An 18949-nucleotide genomic window follows, 5' to 3' on the forward strand; every position below is an offset into this window, starting at 1 on the left:
CGCTGCCTCCTCAGAATGGAATGTCATCGTTGAAATCCGCGAACGGATTCGCCGCATCGGGAGCCAACGGGTCGGGTGTTGGCGGCATGCCGCGCACGGGTGGGAACTTGGTTTTTTCGTGGTGCGCGACCATCGCCTCCGACCAGCAGGTGACGATGGCGTCGATAACGCGCAGCGCTTCCGCTTCGGAGTAGTCGCCGAGCGGTTTGCCGAAGCCGATCTCGCCCGCCGCCTCTCCGAAGGCCTTAAGGCACTGGCGCATCGCGGCCAGTTCGACATCAGACGGATCGATCATGGCGACCTCCGTCCGGTCGATGCGACCGTCCTTGGCGCGCTGCCAGTTGCCGTACAGCGCGTGAAACGCGTCCTGACAGCGGCGCGAGCAGAACACCCAGTCGAGTACGTAGCGACGCGGATCGGCGGTCTTGAAGCGACCATCCGTGTGGCCGTAGCCGCGTGCCTGTCGTTTGCAGACCCAGCATTTCATCGGCCTCCCTCACTGCGCCCACGACGGTTTTCCCGTCACGGGTGCGCGTTGCGCAGCCGGTGCCTGATACGTAGATGCGGGCGCTGCCTGCGCCGGAGCGCCGGACGTGCCGCCGCCCGAGGTCTTGGGCGGCACACCCATCAACGGGGCGTAGTCGGGGTGATCGGGTTCGACCGCGACCTTGACCACGTTGCGATCCTGGCCCTTACCGTCCTTCTCGATGTCGACGCGGGCGAGGAACTCGATGCCATCCAGCTCATGAAAGCCCTGGATGCGGCGCGCGGCGGCGGCCTGCGGGGAGTTGTCCTGCGGGTGGACATTGCGGGCGCTGTTGAGCGCGGCGCGGATGAAGCTGCGCCCCATCTGGCCCCAGGTCGGGCCCTTCTTGGAGTGCAAGCCGATGTTCGACCACATCTTGCGTTTGGCGTGGTCGCCCGCAGTGACCACGAACTCGGCAGCGAGGTAGATGGAGCCAGTCTCGAAGGACTCGGTGGCATAGCCGCCGCTCCAGCCTTGCGAGGAATCGTCATAGCCACCGGGCTTGATGGTCATGCGCACCGGGACAGTGGTGCCCTTGGGGATCAGATCAAAGCCGGGCTGTTGGGGGTCAGCATCCTGAAAATCGAAATAGTTGGACGACATGGCGATTACTCCTTGGATTCGGTGGTGTTCGGGGTGGCGGCGCTGGTGGGCATGACGGATGTGCCCGCGCACTTGGCGATCAGCGCGCCGAGATGCGGCGGCTCCAGCAGGTCAAGGCGACCGCTGCGGTCTTTGGCCGGGAAGCCGTAGGGATTGAGCGTTTGGGTAACGAAGGCGCGGTAGGCGCTACCGTCCTCGGCCTTGATCTCGGCCAGCGTCACGACCTCATCGACGATGCCGGGCAGCTCCAAGCTGGTCTTGCTGCCTTCGATCTGCGGCACGAACACCTTGCGGTTGTAGTCATCGAGGCGTTCGTCGAGGATCGCCACGAACACCACGTTCTTGCCGCGTGCGTGCTGCAGGTGGGTCAATGCGCTGATCATTTCCTGCCCGAGCAGACCGTAGGCCGCACGCAGATCGGGCTTGCCGGAACGGTCACTGACGGCACCCGGCTGCGTCTTGCACCACGCGAAGCACTGGCGCGACAGCTGCGTGATCGAGTCGAGGAAGAAGGTCTGGTAGCGGCCCAGTTGCGCCGGGTCACCGAACTTCTCGATGACGTGGTCGTAGTGCGCCTGCGAGAACGCGGCCTCCGGCGGCAGCGACTTGTCCGGCCCCGCGAGGAACACGAAGAAGTCGCGGCTCTCCGGCCACGATGCCGGACGGATGGTGTCGCCCGGCCAGTCGGCCACGGCCAGATCACCGGCTTCGATGTCGAGGAACAGCGTGGTGGTGGGATCGAGGTCTTTGAGCCGGGAGGTCTTGCCGATGCCGGACTTGCCGAGCATCAGCAACTTCACTCCCTTGCGCTCGGCCATGCGCTGTTGCGCGGAGATGATGGGAAGGCTCATCACGCGGCCTCCTTCAGCTCGTCGGCGACGGCGGGATTCCAGAGAATCTGGTAGCCGCTGTGGCCATTGCGTGAGTACGGCATGGCCTCGGCCCAGGCTTCACCGGCCTCGGTCAGCTCCCATTCGTCGCGGTCGTTGCGGATCTGGAAGCCACTGGCCGCCAGCATCTGGTTTGTGGCCTTGGCCGAGCGGTTCAGCAGCTTGCCCAACTGCGTGGCGTTCAAGGCACAGATTGGCTCGTTGGCCGACGGCAGCGCGCGGCGCAGCACCTCGGTGGTGATGCCGGTGTTCTCCTGAATGCAGGTCAGGGTCGCCGCTGCCGCGATGCCCGGTTTCACGCCCGGCACCTTCGCCACGGCCTCGCCGATCAGCAGGATCGCGGACACGCGGTCGTGGGTCGGTGCAGGCAGGGTTGCCAGCGCGCCGGACGTGGAGTAGCTGCCGGTCTTGCGGATCGCGGGCAGCACCTCGCTGGTGACCCAGCGCTTGAAGCGCTTGGCGGCATCCTTGGTGCTGCCGAGGATCAGGGCGTAGAGACCCGACTCGTTGACGTGGTTGGCGCGCTGGGTGCGGCCGAGGTTGTCGATGGCGTCCAGTTTCTGGACATCATCGGCATCGACGTGGGATTCGAGGGCCTGACGCGAATTGCCGAACTCCAGGATGGAGCAGATATCGCTGGCGTTGAACCACGGCAGGCCAGCGCCATCGACCTGAACGCGCACGGCGTGCGCTTCAAACTGGAAAGGAATGATTGCGCTCATGATCAGCCCTCCCACGACACGTCGGCAATACGGTCGGCTCCACGGGCAGCACGCTTGCGCACCTCCGTGTGGAGTTCTTCCAGCGCGGTGCGACGGCGACCGAGCGCCAGCGATTCCGCATTGGCCGTCTGGATAGCGAAGGCCAGTTCATCCACCGTGGCGGCATCGAACGGGACAACGACATCCTGGCCGTCGGCGAGGCGATACCGGATTTCGTCGGGAAGGTGTTCGCCGTAGATGGATGGCAGTTGCTTACGCAGTGAAGCGATGAGATTGGTGCTCATAGTGATTACTCCGAATCGATGGAAAGGGTGAAAGACGGCTTGCCGGAATCCACGGTGCGGGCTGCGGCGAATTGCTGTTGCAGCGCCGGAGGCCAGTTCGTGTAGCGGGATTCGGAGACGGACAACTTGATGTCGAGGTAGCCCTCGACCTTCTCGCCGGATGCCACGATGCGTTCGGCGATTTCGGCCAGTTGCTGCTGGTTCCAGCTGACCTTCTTGGGCAGTTCGAACTTGATGTGCAGCGGGCCGTCGTCGAGATGAGCGGTGCCGAAGTCGCGGCCTGAATCGCGCAGCGCCGTGCGCGCCTGCTCGCCGTAGGCGGCGTCGAGTGCCGCGTCGAACTTGCTGCGCGCCTTCTTGAGCCAGTCGAGGGCTTCGTCGAGGTTCTTATCGATTTCGGCCTTCTGCGCGGCGGGCAGTGCGGCCAACTGGCTGACGGACATCGCGGCGATGTCGGCGGGAAAGAGGGTGATGTCGTTCATGGCATCGCTCCTCAAACCGCCGCGCGTTCGGACGTCGAGTCGTGGAGCGCGTCGCGCTCGAACTCGATGACCGCGTCGACGGGATAGCCGACGCGCTTGGACAGCTTCAGGTAGCGCGGGCCGCGACCTTCACTGCGCCAACGTTGCAGTGTCTTGGGGCTGACGCCCCACCGCTGGGCCAGTTCGTTTTCGTTGAGCACCCGGCGGTCGCCGGGTGAAAGGCTGTTGATCGCCTGCTGCGACGACCGGGGGATACTGCTCGCTGATGTCTGCATGGAACGCTCCTGTTGCGTTGTTGAGGAACAGGTGTCATTCCAAATTTCGGGTGGCGAACCTTGAAGGGACGCAATGGCGAACTTTGCTGAAACTTCGGGTTCGCCAATCCGCGCGCGCAAACGAAAACGGCGAGCACATGGCTCGCCGTCATCGGGAATTCGGGTGGGTGGCGTCAGGCGTCAGTAAAGCCCAAGAACCGGCGCTGCTCTGCCCAGTCACGCGGCAGCAGTTCCGGACGACCGCGCAGCACATGCAGGTTCAGATGCCGGGGCTGGCGGCCTTCGACAATCGCTTCGACGATGTCCGGTGCAAGCATGGTCAGGCGCAGCACTTCGGATACCCAGCCCGGTTCCAGTTTCCGCGCGCGCGCCATATCTACCATCGTCGGGTACTCGCCGTCGTCGAGCAGCCGCTTCCAGTGGAACGCCTTGCCGAGCGTCTTGATCATCGGCGCATCCAAGCCGCCCACCGCGCCATAGGCATCGGGCGTGGGCGGGATCAGCAACTTGCGGTTCTGGCGGCGTTTGATGGTCAACGGCACCAGTGTCACGCGCTGGCCGCCGCTGACATAGCTGCGCGCATCGGCACCGACTTCGATTCGGACGGCGCGCTTGCGCGGGTTGTCGGTCGCTCCCGTCATGCCAGCGTCTCCTCAATCTGTTCCTCGACCAGCGGATGCCCGCCAATGTCGGGGCCGAGGCCAAGCCAGCCATCCTCGCGCCAGACGATGTCCAGTCCGTGGTCGTGCAATTGCACGCGCTCGACGAGCAGCCGCGTGATGCGTTGCTGCTCGGCGGGGAACAACTGCGCCCACACATCGCCGATGCGCTGCATGGCCACGACCACCTGCGCTTCGTCAAGCTGGCTGCCTGTAGGATGCTGCTGGCAGGATCGCCACACTGCGATCAGCATCTGCGGCGAAGACAGTACGGCATGGATTTGCGCCAGCACCGCGTTCTCGATTTCGGCGGCGGGCAGATGGCCGATATCGGCCACGCCGGGCGACAGGGTCGCGCCCGCGTTGCGCCGCTTGTGCAGGTAGGGAACGTAGTAGCGGTATTGCTTGCCGTTTTTCTTCTTGACAAAGGAATGCAGCATGCGTTGGCCATCAGGCGCGAACAGCAGTCCCGTCAGCAGCGCCGGATGTTTGGCTGCGTGCTCGCGCGGTGCCTGTTTGCGCCGTTCGATGAAAGCATGCGCCGCATTCCACAGGCTGGGTGTGACGATGGCTTCGTGCTGGCCTTCGTACCACTGGCCGTTGTTGGAGATCTCGCCGAGATAGATGCGGTTGCGCAGCAGCAGGAACAGGTACTGCTGGTCGATGGTGCGCCCCGGACGTTGCCGTCCGGCCTTCGTCAGCCACGCCTTCGTGGTGTGGCCTTCGATCTCCAATTCGCGCACCAACCGCGCGGCCGATCCATGCTCGCCGTAGCGCCGGAAGATGTCGCGCACCAGCGCCGCCTCACTTTCGTTGACGATGAGCTTGCGCTCGACGACATCGAAGCCCAAGGGCGGGACACCGCCCATCCACATGCCCTTGGCCTTGCTTGCCGCGATCTTGTCACGGATGCGCTCGCCGGTGACCTCGCGCTCGAACTGCGCGAAGGACAGCAGAATGTTGAGCGTCAGTCGCCCCATCGAAGTGGTGGTGTTGAACTGCTGCGTGACGGAGACGAAGGACACGCCGTTGCGGTCGAATACCTCGACCAGCTTGGCGAAGTCCGGCAGGCTGCGCGTCAAGCGGTCGATCTTGTAGACCACCACGGTGTCGATCTTTCCGGCTTCGATGTCGACCATGAGACGGCGCAATCCAGGGCGCTCCATGTTGCCGCCGGAGTAGCCGCCGTCGTCGTAGCCGTCGCCGATGGCAATCCAGCCTTCGTGCCGCTGGCTGGCGATGAAGGCGAGGCCTGCGTCGCGCTGGGCTTCGAGGCTGTTGTATTCCTGATCCAGCCCCTCGTCGGTGGACTTTCGGGTGTAGACGGCGCAGCGCTTCTTCGGCGTGACCGTCACTGGCGGATTGGTGCGCGGTGAACTCATGTCGTCACCTTCTTCGATGCGGGCTTTTTGAGGCCGAAGAACACAGGGCCCGACCAGTGGCTGCCGGTGATGTGGCCCGCAATCGAGGACAAGCTCTTGAAGCGTTGCCCGTGGTACTCGAAGTCGTTCGCGCCGCGCACCAGCACACGATGCTCAATGTCATCGTAGATGCGCGTCAGGATGGTGCCCGGTAACAGGCGCAGAGCATCGTTGCGCAACTGCTTCGGCAGGAGGCCGGTTTCGCCGATGTCCTCGAGCTTCTTGCGCAGCGAAGGTTTCAGGCCGCCGAAGGCGCGCTCCTGAATTTTGTAGGCCAGTCGAGTCTCCAGCCAGACGCGGTGATGATGAGCAGGCCGTTCATCGAAATGCTCATCCCACAGCTTCCAGAGATCGCCCATCGATAAATGGGGAAGTCCGGCGACGCGGGCGGCGACCGAGGTGATGGTGGGTTGTGCGTGTGCCGTCATGGACGAACTCCGTGTTTGTGATCGGGGTTCGCATTCACGCGCTGGTGGCCGCAGAAGCCAAGGCGAACGCGCTCGCTGTTTTCGATGGTGTTGCGTCCGGGGTGTGCGCGCAGGCGCAGCAACGCAGCGGCCAGCAGGTCGGCGATTTCCTGCTGCGGATGCCGAGGCTGGTCAGGCGACGGGGAAATGGAGATAGGTTCGAGTTCTGTCATGGCAGGCGTTCCGATGGAAAACACTGCTCATGCTAGGAACCGAAGGCGCTTCGCGTAACGTGATTTAGCGGGTGTGCGCGGGTTGACGTCAGTTCTGCTTGGCCCGATACCAAGCCGCACGCTGGCCGCCCACATCACGGTATCGAAGCTCAAACAGGCGCGACTCGTGTACGACCTGCCGCCAACTGCTGCAGCCGTACTTGGCAGGCAGATGTTCGGGGAGCCGTTCTGCGATCCAGCGTCCCGCCGAAGCGACCGGCGTCCAGCCGTCGATGGCCAGTTCGGCAGCTGCGTCCCGCAGTGCGCGCACAATCCCTGCGGAAGGCCAATCCACTGAGCCATCCGGAGCGATGCCGTGGATCACCAGATCGCGGAAGGCATCGGACTGGGCAAACTCTGCTGCCAGTCGCCGGGCCTGATCCATGTGTTCTGCCCAACCCCGCAGTTGTTCGAAGTGCTGATCAATGCGGCTGTAGGCTGCCGTCAGGGTGTCCTGCGCACAGCGGCATCCGTCCAAGCTCCACAGGTCGTGCTGGTCAATGAAGTGGTGCACCAGGTTGTTCCGTAGCAGCACCAGCTCCTTGAGATCGCTCTGCGTCCTGTCGTAGTCCTCGACAGACATGCGCAGGTTCATCTTGAATTTGAACGAAATGACGTCGTCGCGCTCATCTGACTCGGAAGTAGCCCCATCGCTCTCGTCGGTAGTGACATAGGAACCGAAGAGCGCACCCACCAAGGTGCCCAGTGTCTTGCTGGCAGCATCCGCGATGCGCTGCTCCTGATTCGACGCCAGCGGTAATCCAGTGGCAGAGATTTCGTGGTGGGCCACGATGGCCTTCATCAACTTTTCGTACTGCTGCAGACGCAGCAAGCAGCGGCCCAGAAATCGCTGAACCTCACGTTGCTGCGCTGTCAATGCATCATCGGCAGGCAATGTCGTCATGTCAGACCGCTCTTCATCGAACCGGGAACTGACCGCTGGATGCGAATCTGTCGGCGCAGTCTTCGGCATCTTCATCGTGCCACGACCGATCCCACGAACGCGGTTCGGCGCTTTCGAGCAGAAGCAGCGTGAGGACACGGTCACGCCCGGCGAAGGTGTGCTTGAGCTCGCGCAGCCTCATGTGCGGCGCTTCTTCCGGGCACCAGATCGCGGCGGACATCTCCGTACCGTCCCACTCCTGCGCGATGCTGGCGTCAGCGGCCAGCGTGCCCGGCATGGGTTCCACCGGCTCGCCGTTGCGCCGAATGCGCGCCCGCGTCCGTCTCGCGCTGCCGCTGCGCCACTCGTACTTCATGTAGCCGTTGTCCCAATACACGAGGATGGCGCGTTCCGTCGTGAACTTGATGTAGCGGATGCACAGCGCCTCGAGCGAGACGTTGAAACGCTCGGCGATGTCACCGAGGACGCGGAAGTCGATGCGCTGGTTGGAAATCCATGCGCGCAGCAGATCGCCAGGCATCAGCAAGTTGCTGGCGAAGTCGTCGGCTTCCCGCTCGATGTCGCGGAGCGTCTCGATGCCGGTGTGAACGCTCTGCTTGTCGCAGTTGAAGTTCTGCTGTTGACCGCGATGCAGAATGAAGTGACCCAGCTCGTGAGCGATGGTGAAGCGTTGGCGTTCCGGGCGCGATTTGCCGTTGTAAGCGATGCCCCACACCTCGTGGTCATTGGGGTCGCGCGCCAGCATCCCCTCGAAAGCATCGTCGTTGAACTGCACCGGCTGTTTGATCTCCCGAACGCCGCTGCCGTAGGGCGTGCTCGGCAGCATCTGCCGCACGATCTCGAGGTCGATGGCGTCGGGCATGCCTGTGCTGTACCACGCCCGCAGCCACTTGATGACGTGGCTGGCGGCAATCGAACCAGTGAGAGCTTGCGGCGTGCTCAATCGTCAGTCCCCGCCGTCGCTCTTATCGGGGAACATGATCTTGAGCGCCTGCCGGTAACGATCCTTCTCCTCATCGGCCATCCCGGCGTACTCACGGAAGAAGGCCACGTCCTCGGGGCTGGCCTCCGGTGCCTGCTGCATGGGCGTGCCCATCACGTCCTCCATCGTCACGCCGAGCACCTGAGCGATCTTCTGAATCCGCTCGGCGGAGGGACGCTGCCCGTCCTTCATCTCCAGTTCCCAGATGTAGGCCTTGGTGCAGCCGACCGCGTCGGCGACCTGTTGCAGCGTCAGATTCTTTGCCTCGCGCAAGCGCCGCAGGCGTGCCCCGAATGCCGAAGCCATCGATTCCTCCTGTCAGTGCGGTGTTCTCAACAAGCCCGAAAGTATAGCAACAAGATACCAGTTATCGCCAGATGTACCGCATTGATTGACAAGCGGGAATGCGGGGAACAGAATCGCGCTTGTATCTCGTGGCTTTACTTTCATGAGACTCATGTTCAGAAACCCTGTCGCTGGCCCGTGCAGCCCGATCCCCGGTCGCAGACCTCCGACGCCGATCCAGAAAGGACGAACAAGATGAAGAAAACCTTTGTCGACGTGATGCTCGAGCTGCCGGTGGATGCCACGCTGCGCGACTTCCTGACCTCACATGGCCTGCCCGTGCCGAACGGGTTCGCGTGGGACGATACGCCAGAGACCAGCCAGTTCCTGGTGGAGGCAATCAAGGTTTGGCCGGATGCTGATGCCCGTGACCGCATGGCAGCCAACCTCAATGCCAGCGTCCAGTTGGGTGATGCGGCAGGCAAGCAGGCGATGTTTGAGGCGGCCGTCGATGATGCGGCCGCCTTGTCCGGTCTGGCCTTGTGCTCCAGTGATCTGCACCGTTCGTTCTGGCTCTATGCTCACCACCCGGCGCTGTTCGAGCGCGCCTGCGATTTCGACCATTGGGAACACCACGGTTCACAAGCGCAACACTATGACATGGGGTTGAAGCGCAAGCCCATCGGTAGCGACACTGCGCTGGCCGGATTGCGCCACAGCATCTCGGCCTTTTACAAGCGCGAACTGCAATGCGGGGACGGCAGCGTGGCCTATCTGGTGACGCGCACGCCCGGCATCCACTTGCTGATCGTTCACGTCAAGGATTCGGCCATGCTGCGGCTGGAGTTCGAAGGCGTGACGCTGACACGCCGCATCGGCAATCCCAACATCCCGCTGGCGCTGGAATATTCCGAGACCACCGGCGTCGTGCGCGCACTGGTGCGTGGTGGGGCGAAATACCAGCAGATGCTGATCGATGCCTTCGCCGAGCATGTGCTGGGTGTCAAAGCCCATGCCCAGAAAATCAAACCGCCGACCCTGGATTTGTCGATGTTGCGCACCGGCTTCGACGTGCCGGAGGTGTTCGAGGATGGGTTTTCGCTGGTGCAACTCAAGGCGCTCACTCTCCTCAGCCCGGGCGGTGATCTGAAAATCGAGTGCACCGCGATGCAGGCCAGTCAGCAGCGTTCGGTGCATGAGTTGCTGAAGGAACAACTGCCCGGCCCGTTGGAAGGCAACTGGGCGGTGACGGCGGCGCAGGTCAATCTGTACTACCCGCCAGAGCCAGGACGCACACGGCCCAAGGTGGTCAGCATCGAAGTGACCAGCAAAGGGCGGCTGAACCTCAACAAATTCGACGCCAAGATGCAGGCGCAACTGGAAGGCTATCTGGTCGCGGTCGGCATCTTGCAGAAGGGCCAAACCCTGAGCGCGCACGAAATGCCGCCGGAAACGGATGCCGTTGGTTCAACCCCAGTGATCGAGGACTGACGATGGCGACGCACGACGCTTGGGCCTTGATCTGCCGCCTGTTCGCGGGTGGCACGCCTGTACTGCGCGCCATGTTGTCGCCGCGCGAGGCAGTGGCGCTGTCCATACTCGGCAAGGCGGTCAAGCCGACGGTCATGGATCAGTCCTTCGTGCTGTGCCCGCACTGCCAACAGCATCGGGCGCAGGTGTGGAGCGATGGTCGTGGCGGACGGATGTGCCGTTGCCCGGACTGCGGGCCAGTGACCGTCGAGGCCGCCGATGGTGCGGCGCTGGTCTTGGATGAGGATTGGCTGCGCCAGAAGATGCGCCTCGCGCTCGGTATTGAAAGTCGCGATGGCATCGATGACCTCGGCGACGGAGCGTGGCGGCTGGGCGATGCCCGGCGGTCGCCGGTGCTGCTGGCGCGCGATCTCACACGGGTGCTGCACGAACCTGCGCTGCTGGAGCGGGTGCGCGTAGCGGGCAGTGACATCCGGGTGATCACGCCAAGGCCGAGCACGACGCGCGGAGCGCCCTTCGGCGCGGGCGTCGAGTGGTTGGCGCTGGAGGAGCGCTTCGCGTTCTATGGCGGCGGGATCACGTTCATCGCCACGCCGTCACCCGTGGCGCAAGCAGTCGCCGATCCGGCCACGCCAGTGAACGGACCGTTCTCGGCGGACTTCAGGTGGGCGACGCTGCCGGATGTTCAGGCCACGCCGATCCAGTTCACCAAAGGTCAGGCCAGCGTGTTCAAAGCTCTCTGGGAACTCAAGGGCGTCGAGGTGGATGGCGAAAGGGTCATGCAGCGCGCCGGCCAGAAGAGCGACAAGCCCATCGACCTGTTCAAGATCAAAGCGAAAGACAAGGGCAATCCTCTGCATGCGGCACGGCTTGCGGCCTACGGCGCACTCGTGGTCACGCAGCAACGCGCGGGGCTATATGCGATGCCGTGTGCGGCAGCGAGAAAGGAGGTTGTCATGACGTGAGCACACCACCCGACGCGCCGAGGCTCGCGCGATTTCAAGAGCCTGACCTTTTCAATTTTTGGAGCATTTGAAATGAGCAGAAAAAACCAATGGGTCGTACCCGTCAACGGCGGTGATCAGTGGGGCGTGCGCGGTGAAGGCAACGACCGCCTCACCTCCGTCCACGACACGCAGCAACAGGCGATTGACCGTGCGCGGGACATCGCCATCAACCAGCAGAGCGAGATGTTCATCCAAGGTCGTGACGGCCAGATCCGTGAGCGCAACAGCTACGGTCATGATCCGTTCCCGCCCAAGGGCTGATGTTGGGGCTGGCCTCGCGGGTTTGCACGGGCAATCTGGAACAGCAAACCCGCGAGCCAACCATTCCCACCGGCACACGCACAAACCATTGACGGAAAACGCCGCCTGCGTGTGCCACGGTGAAGAAGTTGGCGCAGGTTTCGAGAGAAGATAGGGCGAAACAGGGGCGAACCGGGCCGGTCATGCCGCTCACGGGCGGAGCGGCTGGCACATGCAAAATGGCCCGGAACCCCGCGCGGCTTGGGGAACCCACAAACGAAAACGCCCAACCGAGAACGGTTGGGCGCTGAATAGTGGTGGGTCGTGTAGGATTCGAACCTACGACCAATTGGTTAAAAGACAATTGGCCTAGGTTTCTCTAGGAAGGGTTTCTACCCAGCCACCTTTCACACCAGCAGCCTCTAATGACCCCACATTAGAGGCTGTAGACATGAATGCGAAAGCGACTTCGGTTGTATCCACCAAGGGTGGTGTAGGGAAATCCACCACCGCCGCCAACCTCGGTGCATTTTGCGCCGATGCTGGCCTGAAGACCCTCCTCATCGACCTGGACCCCGTCCAGCCCTCCCTATCTTCGTACTACGAGCTACCTGAAGTCGCCCAGGGCGGCATCTACGACCTGCTCGCCGCCAACATAACTGACCCAGCGAGGATCATCTCCAGGACGATTATCCCCAACCTGGACGTCGTGATTTCCAACGACCAGAACAACCAGCTCAACAACCTACTGCTCCAGGCGCCCGATGGCCGGCTCCGGCTGGCAAACCTCATGCCGTCCCTGAAACAGGGCTACGACCTGGTGCTGATCGACACCCAAGGTGCGCGCTCCGCTTTACTCGAAATGGTCGTGCTCGCATCGGATTTGGTTGTTTCCCCCCTGCAGCCCAACATGCTCACTGCCCGCGAGTTCAACCGCGGCACCATGCAAATGCTCGATGGACTGCGCCCCTACGAGCGCCTCGGCATGCGGATCCCCAAGGTTCAGATCGTCATCAACTGCCTGGACCAGACCAATGACTCCCGGGCGATTCACGAGAATGTGCGTGCCATCTTCGATGAGCATCAGGATATTTCTGTACTCGAAACGACTGTCCCGGATGCCGTCGTGTTTCGCAATGCAGCATCGCGCGGGCTACCAGCGCACCGCCTCGAAACGCGGCAACCCTCGAATCGCACATCAGCGCCCGCGCTGGAAATCATCCGTAACCTGGCCATCGAGGTCTTTCCCGAGTGGACTGACCGCTTCCTCGCGCTGACGCCGGAGGCGGTAGCAGCACTGGTCAAGGGAGGGCGCTGACATGGCGAAGCCTCCTATCACCCAAGCCCGCGACGTCGACGCGGAACTTGTGCTGCAACTGAACAAGTTCGGCAGCGCCGCCGACCTTCGGAGCCAACAGGCCAAGTTGACCGGCGCTGCGCGAGAAATACGCAAGCTGACTGGTGGCGGTACCGACCTGTTCGGGAAGCTGGGTTGCTACTTGAGCTTCGAGCAAAAGCAGCTCCTACAAGACGCTGCGCGCTTGCTCGACTCGGTGAACCAGCAGGTCGAGCATGCGAAGGAAAAGCGTGATCGCGACGAGAAACAGGCCAAGAAGCGGCGTGAGCTGCGCGAGCGCCTGGCCAAGCAACTGGTCGCCTCGAACTACCCGCTTCCGGGAAATACGCTCGAAGAGCGGCTGGAAATCCTGCAGATCGCGTTGATCTACAACCGGGCCAAGGTGTTCGATCCCCTGTACTCCACGCACCAGCTCCACTCAAAACTCAAACGCTGGCTGGAGCGTCCCAAGCAGCTCATCGGGTGGCGCAGTGAAGCCGAGTATTTCGCTAGTCAGGTGGGGAGCCTGCGATGTGACTTCATTAGCCACCTGACTCACGAAATCGCCTACGACGATGGCAGTGAAGTCGAGGAGCGCCTGCGCGTCATCAAGCAGAAGGTCGCTGACTGCACCGCACAGATCGCTCTGACCAGCGAGGAGCAGGAAACCCTTCAGCTCTGGACAGACGCTCTGCAATCGGCTCCGGAGGGCCTCATATGAACCTCCAGAACCGCAACAACCTCATCCTGAGCCTGATCGCCGAGACCCAGTTCGACGCCTACGTGCAAGGCTACATGGCCAAAGCAGGCGCTGCCGCCGGTGCTTCCGACAATCTGCTGGTCGAGGCTGAAGGTGCTGCGATGCTGCAGGGCCTTGTCGCTCCGGTTCGCGCTCAGCAGCGTGCCTGTGGACAGCCCCTGCAGAACGCCCTGCTCCAAATCGCCCACGACCTACTGTTGCAGACGAAGTCGCAACTGGCCATCGCGGCCAATGCCAGCTCGATCCACGTGATCCAGCGGGACATGAACAGGGCTATCTGGAATATCGCGACTGCAATCGATCACCTGGCCGAGTTCGCCCAACCCTCCCAGGACACCGTGAAGGTGATCGAGCGGCTGATGCTCTTCGTCGGCAGCTCGCCTAGCCCGGAAGGCCAGCAACTGGCCGCAGAGGCAAGTGCAGTGCTTGGCATGAGCGAGGGGGGCCTGGCATGAAGCCTATGATTCAAGCCCACCTGGTCGAGCGCGACCAGTTCGGCTTCTGGACCCATCCGAACTATCCGGACCTGGCCGACAACTGCTCTTCCAACGAAGCGCAGGAAACGCTGCGCCGGCTTGGCCTTGAGTTGCAGACCGTCTTCATGGAGTCGGATGCGCCTCGCCTCTACGACTCTGCACGATCGGACCAACGATACAGCGAGTGGATCCCAACGCGGCCCGAAGGCTCCGGTTGGTTCGTGCTGTCTATCCACGATACCGAGAACGGCCCGGTGTGCCAGTACGTGAGGCCCCTCGCAGAGAGCCTCAGCCCAATCGATTTTGATGCGGCAGCAGAACAGCATGAGCGCCTGCTCAGCGAGGCTTGTGCCAAGGCCTTGAATCAGCGCGACGCCGCCCTGGCTAGGGTCGCGGAGCTGGAGATGCTTCTGCGCAAACTGAGCACCAACGGCCTGATGCAATTCAGCACCGTAGATGAGGAGATGGCCGTTCAAGCCGCGCTGGGCGGCGCCCCTGTAGCCCAGGCTCAGCACTGCGCGGTGCTGGACGCTGAGAAGCTGATCGCACAATTAAAGGACTGTGCGTCGCATGCCGGAGATCCCGAGCGAGCTGCAGCATTTAATGATGCAATCAGCGAGGTACACGCCATGCTCGCCGCCGGCTCCTCCCAAGCTAAGCCCAGCACCAACGACGGGCAGGGAGGCAGGCCATGAGTGTCCCCAAGCTCAAGCCCTGCCCGCTCTGCAGCAGCACGAACATTCGAACGCTGGAACCCGAGCTGCTCGACACCGATGCCTGGAACTGTGCCATTGAATGCCTGGACTGCCAGGTTCACATCGGGCCGTCCTACTGCGAGCCAGACCCGGTAACAGCGAGGTATTCAGCACAGGTCGACTGGAACAGGCGCCCAAGCGCAAAAAGCCACGCGGACGAGCGTGAGCAGTTCTTGATGGCCAACCTGCTCGCCGCCCTGGAGGTCGCACTGGGCAACGTACCAGCCCTGGCTATTGTCGACCGGGTACGGCAGGTCGCAGACCGAATTTACCCAACTTCAAACCTCTCCCCTGTTCCGCAGGCCTGGCTCGATGTACAGGCCGAGCGCCGGCGCCAGATCACCGTCGAAGGCTTCGATACCAGCAACGACGACGCTAGCGCTGGCCAGATCGCCCAGGCAGCCGGCTGCTACGCACTCCATGCCGGCGGCATCGGCACCGACTGGCCGGGCGGCATTCGGAATGGCTCTGCACTGTTCTGGCCCTGGGACGAAGAGTGGTGGAAGCCTAAGTCGGCGCGCGAGAACCTGGTACGCGCCGGCGCCCTGGTGCTAGCCGAGATCGAGCGCCTGGACCGCTCCGCCACCGAGCAGGGCTCAACCTGCTGCAAGGGGGGCGCGTAATGGACAAGCAAAAAGTCCTTGCCAAGGTCGAGAAGCTGATGGCCCTTGCGAATGCCAAGGGGGCCACGCCGAACGAGGCGGAAACCGCATTGCGCCAGGCCGCGATCCTGAAGCGCCAGTTCGACCTCAGCGATGCGGAGATCTCGGCCCACACGGTGGAGACCGCGTGCGTTCCCACTCGAACCAGGCGCTCTCCTGCCCCATGGCTGCATGAACTGGCCGGGATCTGCGCCAGTTCCTTCGGCTGCGACTACCTGGCGGCATACGCGATGCCAGCGGGCTGGACGTTCAAGTTCATGGGCCGAGGGATCGGCCCTGAGCTAGCCGCTCACGCCTACTCTACGCTCCACCACCAACTGGTGGCGGCGCGCTCGGCTCATGTCGCTCAACAGAAGCGCTGCAAGCTGTCGACCAAGCGCCGTCGCAGCAAGCTCTTCGTCGAAGGCTGGCTTCTCGCAGTGCGTTCGCTGGTACGTGACTTTGCCGGCAGGCCGGACGAGTCGACTCAAGCAGCCATCAAGGCCTACCTCGAACTACACCATCCGGAGCTGAAACTCCTGGAGCCGGCAGCGCCGACGAAGCCCCTGGCCTATGACCAGGCTTCGCTGCACGCAGGCTGGGAGCACGGCAAAAACACTCGCCTGCACCGCGGCGTCAGCCGGCGAGTTCAGGTCGCGCTCGAGCAGGGAGGTTCCCGATGACTCGCTCTGCTCTCTCGAACTCTGCAGATCGGCCGGGAGGACTCGAAGTGAGTGTTCTGGAACTTACGCCGCCGCACTCCGTCGAGGCGGAGCAAGGGGTACTCGGCGGCCTGATGCTGGACAACGCGGCATGGGACATTGTCGGCGATCAGTTGCAGAAGGAGGACTTCTTCCGGCATGAGCATCGGCTGATCTTCACCGCCATCAGCGAGCTGGCCGCAAAAGATGCTCCGTTTGATGTCGTGACTGTGTCGGAAGCGATCGAAGATCTTCCAGAAGCTGGCGGGCTGGCCTACCTCGGCCAGCTCGCCGACAACACGCCCTCCGTGGCCAATATCGAGGCTTACGCGCAGATCGTTCGCGATCGGGCGCACCTGCGGCAGTTGATGTCTCTCGGGCACCACTGCACCAGGACCGCCTCGAACCACCAGGCAAATCCCTCTGAGGTTCAGGAGGAGATCGAGCAGAAGCTGTTCGCCCTCGGCCAAGATCAGCACAAGTCCGACTTTGTCGATATCAACAAGGGCCTCGCGAAGATCGTCGACACCATCGATTACCGCTTCAACAACAACGTGACGGTAACGGGGGTCCCGACAGGCCTGAAGGATCTCGACGAGCTCTCCGGCGGACTACAGAAGTCGGATCTCATCATCGTCGGTGCCCGTCCCTCGATGGGCAAAACGTCGTTTGCCCTCAACTTGATCGACGCCGCGCTGCAGAGCGACCAACAGAAGTCTGTCCAGGTTTACAGCATGGAAATGCCAGCAGAGCAGCTGCTGTTCAGGCTTGCTGCCCTGCTCGGCCACCTGGACCTTGGCAAGCTGATGAAGGGCCAACTGCAAGAAGAGGATTGGCCCAGGCTGACCGTCGCGATCCAGCGCATAAACGACTATGGCAGCCGACTGGTCATCAACGACCAGGGCAACCTGACGCCGACAGAGCTGCGCGCCAAGGTTCGCCGTGCAGCCAGGAAGTACGGCCACCCCGTACTGATCCTGGTCGACTACCTGCAGCTGATGCGCTGCCCAGGCCTGGAAAACCGAGCCACCGAGATATCGGAAATCTCCCGCTCGCTGAAAGCACTGGCCAAGGAAATGGATTGCCCCGTCGTGGCCCTGTCCCAGCTCAATCGCAGCCTGGAGAACCGGCCGAACAAACGACCGAACAACGCAGACCTGCGTGAGAGCGGCGCGATCGAGCAGGACGCGGACGTGATCATGTTCGTGTACCGCGACGAGGTCTACCACCCCAACACCGAGGCCAAGGGCATCGCCGAAATCATCATCGGCAAGTACCGCAACGGCCCTATCGGCACCGTCCACACCGCCTTCATCGCCAACCAGACCCGCTTCGCCGACTTGGCGCCGGGGACATGGCAAGGAGCCCATGCATGACCACTTCCCAGCACCTGGTCACCCACCAGTGCATGAATTGTGACCAGCACCACCCACACCACTTGGTGCGCCAGGTTCTCCCCGCCGAGAACACCCCGGAAGGAGAAGCCGAGGTGTTGGTCTGCCCCTGCTGCGGGAGCTACGACGTTCATCAATTGGAGGCTATCCGAGATGAACACTGAAGCCCGTTTTCCGAGTATCCACGCCTCGGCCGCGTTCACCGACTCGGCGGTTGTTCATGCCAATCAAGTTGGGGTCAATCCGATCGAGCTGGACGCCCTCAGCCAAGTGATCTCGCGCCTTTCGCGGGACGAGAGCACGGTCGCGCCCAGTTCGATGGAGCGAGAGCTTCGTGAGCTGGAAGAACTGGGGTACATCGAGATCTCGACCACCCAGGCCGGGACTCTGGTGGTCACTACGCGTGCTCCGGGGCAACTGCTTTCGGCCTACTTCTGGTCGGTATGGATCCCTCGCCACCTGTTCAGCTGCTCGCTGAAGGTGAGCTTGATGTCACACCTCTGCTGCGGCACTCAGGACTCCCAGCACCTCACTGCGGTGTTCCGCATTGCAGGCAGCAAGGACGCCGCACGTGAGTTCCTGCATCAGTTGGCCAACAACTATCCCGGGCATGAGCCGGAGTTGCCCGAACTGGTGGCCGTTCAGGTCGGTGATGCACTCAGCAAGGAGGCCGAATCATGAAGGCGTCCCAGACCTATCAGTGCATCGTCAAGTTCGATGGCGCCGGCTTCTGGACCAATACCATTCAGAAGCAGCGTGCGACCTGCACCTGGAGCGACAAGGTGGCAGCCTCCCGCCTTGCCGAACGGCTGTTCGGCGAGGACAACGCCTACATCACCCGTATGCCGGCACAGGCAGGCGACCACGAAAAGCGCATCGAGAGCCGCTGGGAACTGTCCTGTAGAAATCCCAAGGAGGTAGCGCACGATGCCTGACGTCACCGCTTACCGGCCGGCTGAGGACGAGCTCGCTCAACTGCGCACAGAGGTCCGCATGCTGCGTTCCGCGCATGACGACCTGGCCTGCAGCCGACAGAACGATCGTCGCAGCCTTCAGACGCTGGTGAAACGCCTCCTGGATGCCGCCGCCACCGATAGCCTTCCCCGCTCCCTTGCAGAGATGGAGACCTGGCTGCAGCTCAACAGCGAGGAGACCACGGATGCGTAGTTTCCTTCGCGGCGCCCGGGAAAGCGTTCGCCGGCTGGTGGCCTTCGCTCAAGCCGAAGGCTGGAGCGTCGACCGCTCCGCCGGCGGCCACTTGAAGCTCAGCAAGATCGGCTGCGCCTCGATCTTCATTTCTTCCACGCCAAGCGACGCACGCGGCGAGCTCAATGCCCGCGCCCTGCTCCGTCGAGCCGACAGGCAGCGTTCCCTGAACCAGGAGTCTTTCTGATGCCTATCAAACACGCCATCGTCCACCTGATCGAGAAGAAGCC

The 18949-nt window shown here is 62.7% G+C and carries 29 protein-coding genes and 1 tRNA gene; 15 read left to right on the forward strand and 15 right to left on the reverse strand.

All coding sequences use genetic code 11. The features are described from left to right. Window positions 1-10: 10 nt before the first annotated feature. The 14 genes from HMPREF3014_RS23950 to HMPREF3014_RS24015 form a co-directional block, all read right to left on the reverse strand. Window positions 11-487, reverse strand: coding sequence for a DUF6511 domain-containing protein (locus HMPREF3014_RS23950; RefSeq protein WP_034022781.1), 477 nt, complete (start codon window positions 485-487; stop codon window positions 11-13). A gap of 9 nt (window positions 488-496) precedes the next feature. Continuing rightward, entirely contained in the window at window positions 497-1129 is a 633-nt protein-coding gene (locus HMPREF3014_RS23955) for a hypothetical protein (RefSeq protein WP_034022783.1), read from the reverse strand. Between the two features lie 5 nt (window positions 1130-1134). Then, the gene (locus tag HMPREF3014_RS23960) at window positions 1135-1980 is read right to left on the reverse strand and encodes an ATP-binding protein (protein ID WP_034022786.1); all 846 of its coding nucleotides are present in this window, start codon (window positions 1978-1980) and stop codon (window positions 1135-1137) included. After that, window positions 1980-2741, reverse strand: a complete 762-nt coding sequence (locus HMPREF3014_RS23965) for a BRO-N domain-containing protein (RefSeq protein ID WP_034067943.1) — start codon at window positions 2739-2741, stop codon at window positions 1980-1982. Before HMPREF3014_RS23965 ends, HMPREF3014_RS23960 begins: the two co-directional genes overlap by 1 nt. A gap of 2 nt (window positions 2742-2743) precedes the next feature. Beyond that, entirely contained in the window at window positions 2744-3025 is a 282-nt protein-coding gene (locus tag HMPREF3014_RS23970; RefSeq protein WP_034022791.1) for a hypothetical protein, read from the reverse strand. A 5-nt stretch (window positions 3026-3030) separates the two neighbouring features. Next, window positions 3031-3507 carry a hypothetical protein gene (locus tag HMPREF3014_RS23975; RefSeq protein WP_034022794.1) on the reverse strand — a complete coding sequence of 159 codons (477 nt, stop codon included), beginning with the start codon at window positions 3505-3507 and terminating at the stop codon, window positions 3031-3033. 11 nt (window positions 3508-3518) lie between these two features. After that, entirely contained in the window at window positions 3519-3782 is a 264-nt protein-coding gene (locus tag HMPREF3014_RS23980; protein ID WP_034022796.1) for a helix-turn-helix transcriptional regulator, read from the reverse strand. A 173-nt stretch (window positions 3783-3955) separates the two neighbouring features. Further along, on the reverse strand, window positions 3956-4423 hold the full coding sequence (locus HMPREF3014_RS23985) for a hypothetical protein (RefSeq protein WP_052155236.1): 468 nt from the start codon (window positions 4421-4423) through the stop codon (window positions 3956-3958). After that, window positions 4420-5823, reverse strand: coding sequence for a recombinase family protein (locus tag HMPREF3014_RS23990; RefSeq protein ID WP_046432152.1), 1404 nt, complete (start codon window positions 5821-5823; stop codon window positions 4420-4422). Before HMPREF3014_RS23990 ends, HMPREF3014_RS23985 begins: the two co-directional genes overlap by 4 nt. Next, on the reverse strand, window positions 5820-6290 hold the full coding sequence (locus tag HMPREF3014_RS23995) for a DUF2924 domain-containing protein (RefSeq protein ID WP_034022798.1): 471 nt from the start codon (window positions 6288-6290) through the stop codon (window positions 5820-5822). Before HMPREF3014_RS23995 ends, HMPREF3014_RS23990 begins: the two co-directional genes overlap by 4 nt. Further along, the gene (locus HMPREF3014_RS24000; protein ID WP_034022801.1) at window positions 6287-6502 is read right to left on the reverse strand and encodes a hypothetical protein; all 216 of its coding nucleotides are present in this window, start codon (window positions 6500-6502) and stop codon (window positions 6287-6289) included. The genes HMPREF3014_RS23995 and HMPREF3014_RS24000 overlap by 4 nt, the downstream gene beginning before the upstream one ends. 88 nt (window positions 6503-6590) lie before the next feature. Continuing rightward, window positions 6591-7445 (reverse strand): OST-HTH/LOTUS domain-containing protein, encoded by an 855-nt coding sequence (locus HMPREF3014_RS24005; RefSeq protein ID WP_116825096.1) that lies wholly within the window; start codon window positions 7443-7445, stop codon window positions 6591-6593. A 13-nt stretch (window positions 7446-7458) separates the two neighbouring features. After that, entirely contained in the window at window positions 7459-8388 is a 930-nt protein-coding gene (locus tag HMPREF3014_RS24010; protein ID WP_197651614.1) for an ImmA/IrrE family metallo-endopeptidase, read from the reverse strand. A 3-nt stretch (window positions 8389-8391) separates the two neighbouring features. Continuing rightward, window positions 8392-8733, reverse strand: coding sequence for a helix-turn-helix domain-containing protein (locus HMPREF3014_RS24015; RefSeq protein WP_034022805.1), 342 nt, complete (start codon window positions 8731-8733; stop codon window positions 8392-8394). A gap of 234 nt (window positions 8734-8967) precedes the next feature. On the opposite strand from HMPREF3014_RS24015, the gene HMPREF3014_RS24020 reads away from it, so the two are divergent. The 3 genes from HMPREF3014_RS24020 (at window position 8968) to HMPREF3014_RS24030 (ending at window position 11471) form a co-directional block, all read left to right on the forward strand. Then, entirely contained in the window at window positions 8968-10203 is a 1236-nt protein-coding gene (locus HMPREF3014_RS24020; protein WP_034022807.1) for a hypothetical protein, read from the forward strand. A gap of 2 nt (window positions 10204-10205) precedes the next feature. Then, complete coding sequence (locus HMPREF3014_RS24025) at window positions 10206-11168, forward strand: hypothetical protein (protein WP_034067942.1); 963 nt, start codon at window positions 10206-10208, stop codon at window positions 11166-11168. Window positions 11169-11240: 72 nt separating this feature from the next. After that, entirely contained in the window at window positions 11241-11471 is a 231-nt protein-coding gene (locus tag HMPREF3014_RS24030) for a DUF2188 domain-containing protein (protein WP_034022813.1), read from the forward strand. Between the two features lie 294 nt (window positions 11472-11765). Here the strand turns inward: HMPREF3014_RS24030 and HMPREF3014_RS34705 are convergent. Then, a tRNA-Lys gene (locus HMPREF3014_RS34705) sits at window positions 11766-11882 on the reverse strand. Between the two features lie 19 nt (window positions 11883-11901). On the opposite strand from HMPREF3014_RS34705, the gene HMPREF3014_RS24035 reads away from it, so the two are divergent. Genes HMPREF3014_RS24035 through HMPREF3014_RS24090 form a run of 12 tightly spaced genes read left to right on the forward strand, consistent with a single transcriptional unit; the run spans window position 11902 to window position 18906 of the window. Then, window positions 11902-12768, forward strand: a complete 867-nt coding sequence (locus tag HMPREF3014_RS24035) for a ParA family protein (protein WP_003111785.1) — start codon at window positions 11902-11904, stop codon at window positions 12766-12768. A 1-nt stretch (window position 12769) separates the two neighbouring features. Further along, the gene (locus HMPREF3014_RS24040; RefSeq protein WP_004347984.1) at window positions 12770-13507 is read left to right on the forward strand and encodes a hypothetical protein; all 738 of its coding nucleotides are present in this window, start codon (window positions 12770-12772) and stop codon (window positions 13505-13507) included. After that, window positions 13504-14001 carry a hypothetical protein gene (locus HMPREF3014_RS24045; RefSeq protein WP_003111783.1) on the forward strand — a complete coding sequence of 166 codons (498 nt, stop codon included), beginning with the start codon at window positions 13504-13506 and terminating at the stop codon, window positions 13999-14001. Before HMPREF3014_RS24040 ends, HMPREF3014_RS24045 begins: the two co-directional genes overlap by 4 nt. Before the next feature lie 5 nt (window positions 14002-14006). After that, window positions 14007-14717 carry a hypothetical protein gene (locus HMPREF3014_RS24050; protein ID WP_031632482.1) on the forward strand — a complete coding sequence of 237 codons (711 nt, stop codon included), beginning with the start codon at window positions 14007-14009 and terminating at the stop codon, window positions 14715-14717. Continuing rightward, the gene (locus tag HMPREF3014_RS24055; protein WP_023104000.1) at window positions 14714-15400 is read left to right on the forward strand and encodes a hypothetical protein; all 687 of its coding nucleotides are present in this window, start codon (window positions 14714-14716) and stop codon (window positions 15398-15400) included. Before HMPREF3014_RS24050 ends, HMPREF3014_RS24055 begins: the two co-directional genes overlap by 4 nt. Continuing rightward, a complete protein-coding gene (locus HMPREF3014_RS24060; protein WP_004347982.1) occupies window positions 15400-16101 on the forward strand; it encodes a DUF2786 domain-containing protein in 702 nt (233 codons plus the stop codon). The genes HMPREF3014_RS24055 and HMPREF3014_RS24060 overlap by 1 nt, the downstream gene beginning before the upstream one ends. A gap of 47 nt (window positions 16102-16148) precedes the next feature. Continuing rightward, window positions 16149-17495 (forward strand): replicative DNA helicase, encoded by a 1347-nt coding sequence (gene dnaB / locus HMPREF3014_RS24065; protein WP_031632484.1) that lies wholly within the window; start codon window positions 16149-16151, stop codon window positions 17493-17495. Next, a complete protein-coding gene (locus HMPREF3014_RS24070; protein WP_015503562.1) occupies window positions 17492-17677 on the forward strand; it encodes a hypothetical protein in 186 nt (61 codons plus the stop codon). Before dnaB ends, HMPREF3014_RS24070 begins: the two co-directional genes overlap by 4 nt. Then, entirely contained in the window at window positions 17667-18194 is a 528-nt protein-coding gene (locus tag HMPREF3014_RS24075) for a hypothetical protein (protein WP_023094329.1), read from the forward strand. Before HMPREF3014_RS24070 ends, HMPREF3014_RS24075 begins: the two co-directional genes overlap by 11 nt. After that, a complete protein-coding gene (locus HMPREF3014_RS24080; RefSeq protein ID WP_004352848.1) occupies window positions 18191-18448 on the forward strand; it encodes a hypothetical protein in 258 nt (85 codons plus the stop codon). The genes HMPREF3014_RS24075 and HMPREF3014_RS24080 overlap by 4 nt, the downstream gene beginning before the upstream one ends. Beyond that, window positions 18441-18680, forward strand: a complete 240-nt coding sequence (locus HMPREF3014_RS24085; RefSeq protein WP_023104002.1) for a hypothetical protein — start codon at window positions 18441-18443, stop codon at window positions 18678-18680. The genes HMPREF3014_RS24080 and HMPREF3014_RS24085 overlap by 8 nt, the downstream gene beginning before the upstream one ends. Then, entirely contained in the window at window positions 18673-18906 is a 234-nt protein-coding gene (locus tag HMPREF3014_RS24090; RefSeq protein WP_003103841.1) for a hypothetical protein, read from the forward strand. The genes HMPREF3014_RS24085 and HMPREF3014_RS24090 overlap by 8 nt, the downstream gene beginning before the upstream one ends. The last annotated feature ends 43 nt before the right edge of the window (window positions 18907-18949 follow it).

This window comes from Pseudomonas sp. HMSC065H01, assembly GCF_001815235.1.
In the GTDB taxonomy this organism is placed as follows: Bacteria; Pseudomonadota; Gammaproteobacteria; order Pseudomonadales; family Pseudomonadaceae; genus Pseudomonas; species Pseudomonas aeruginosa.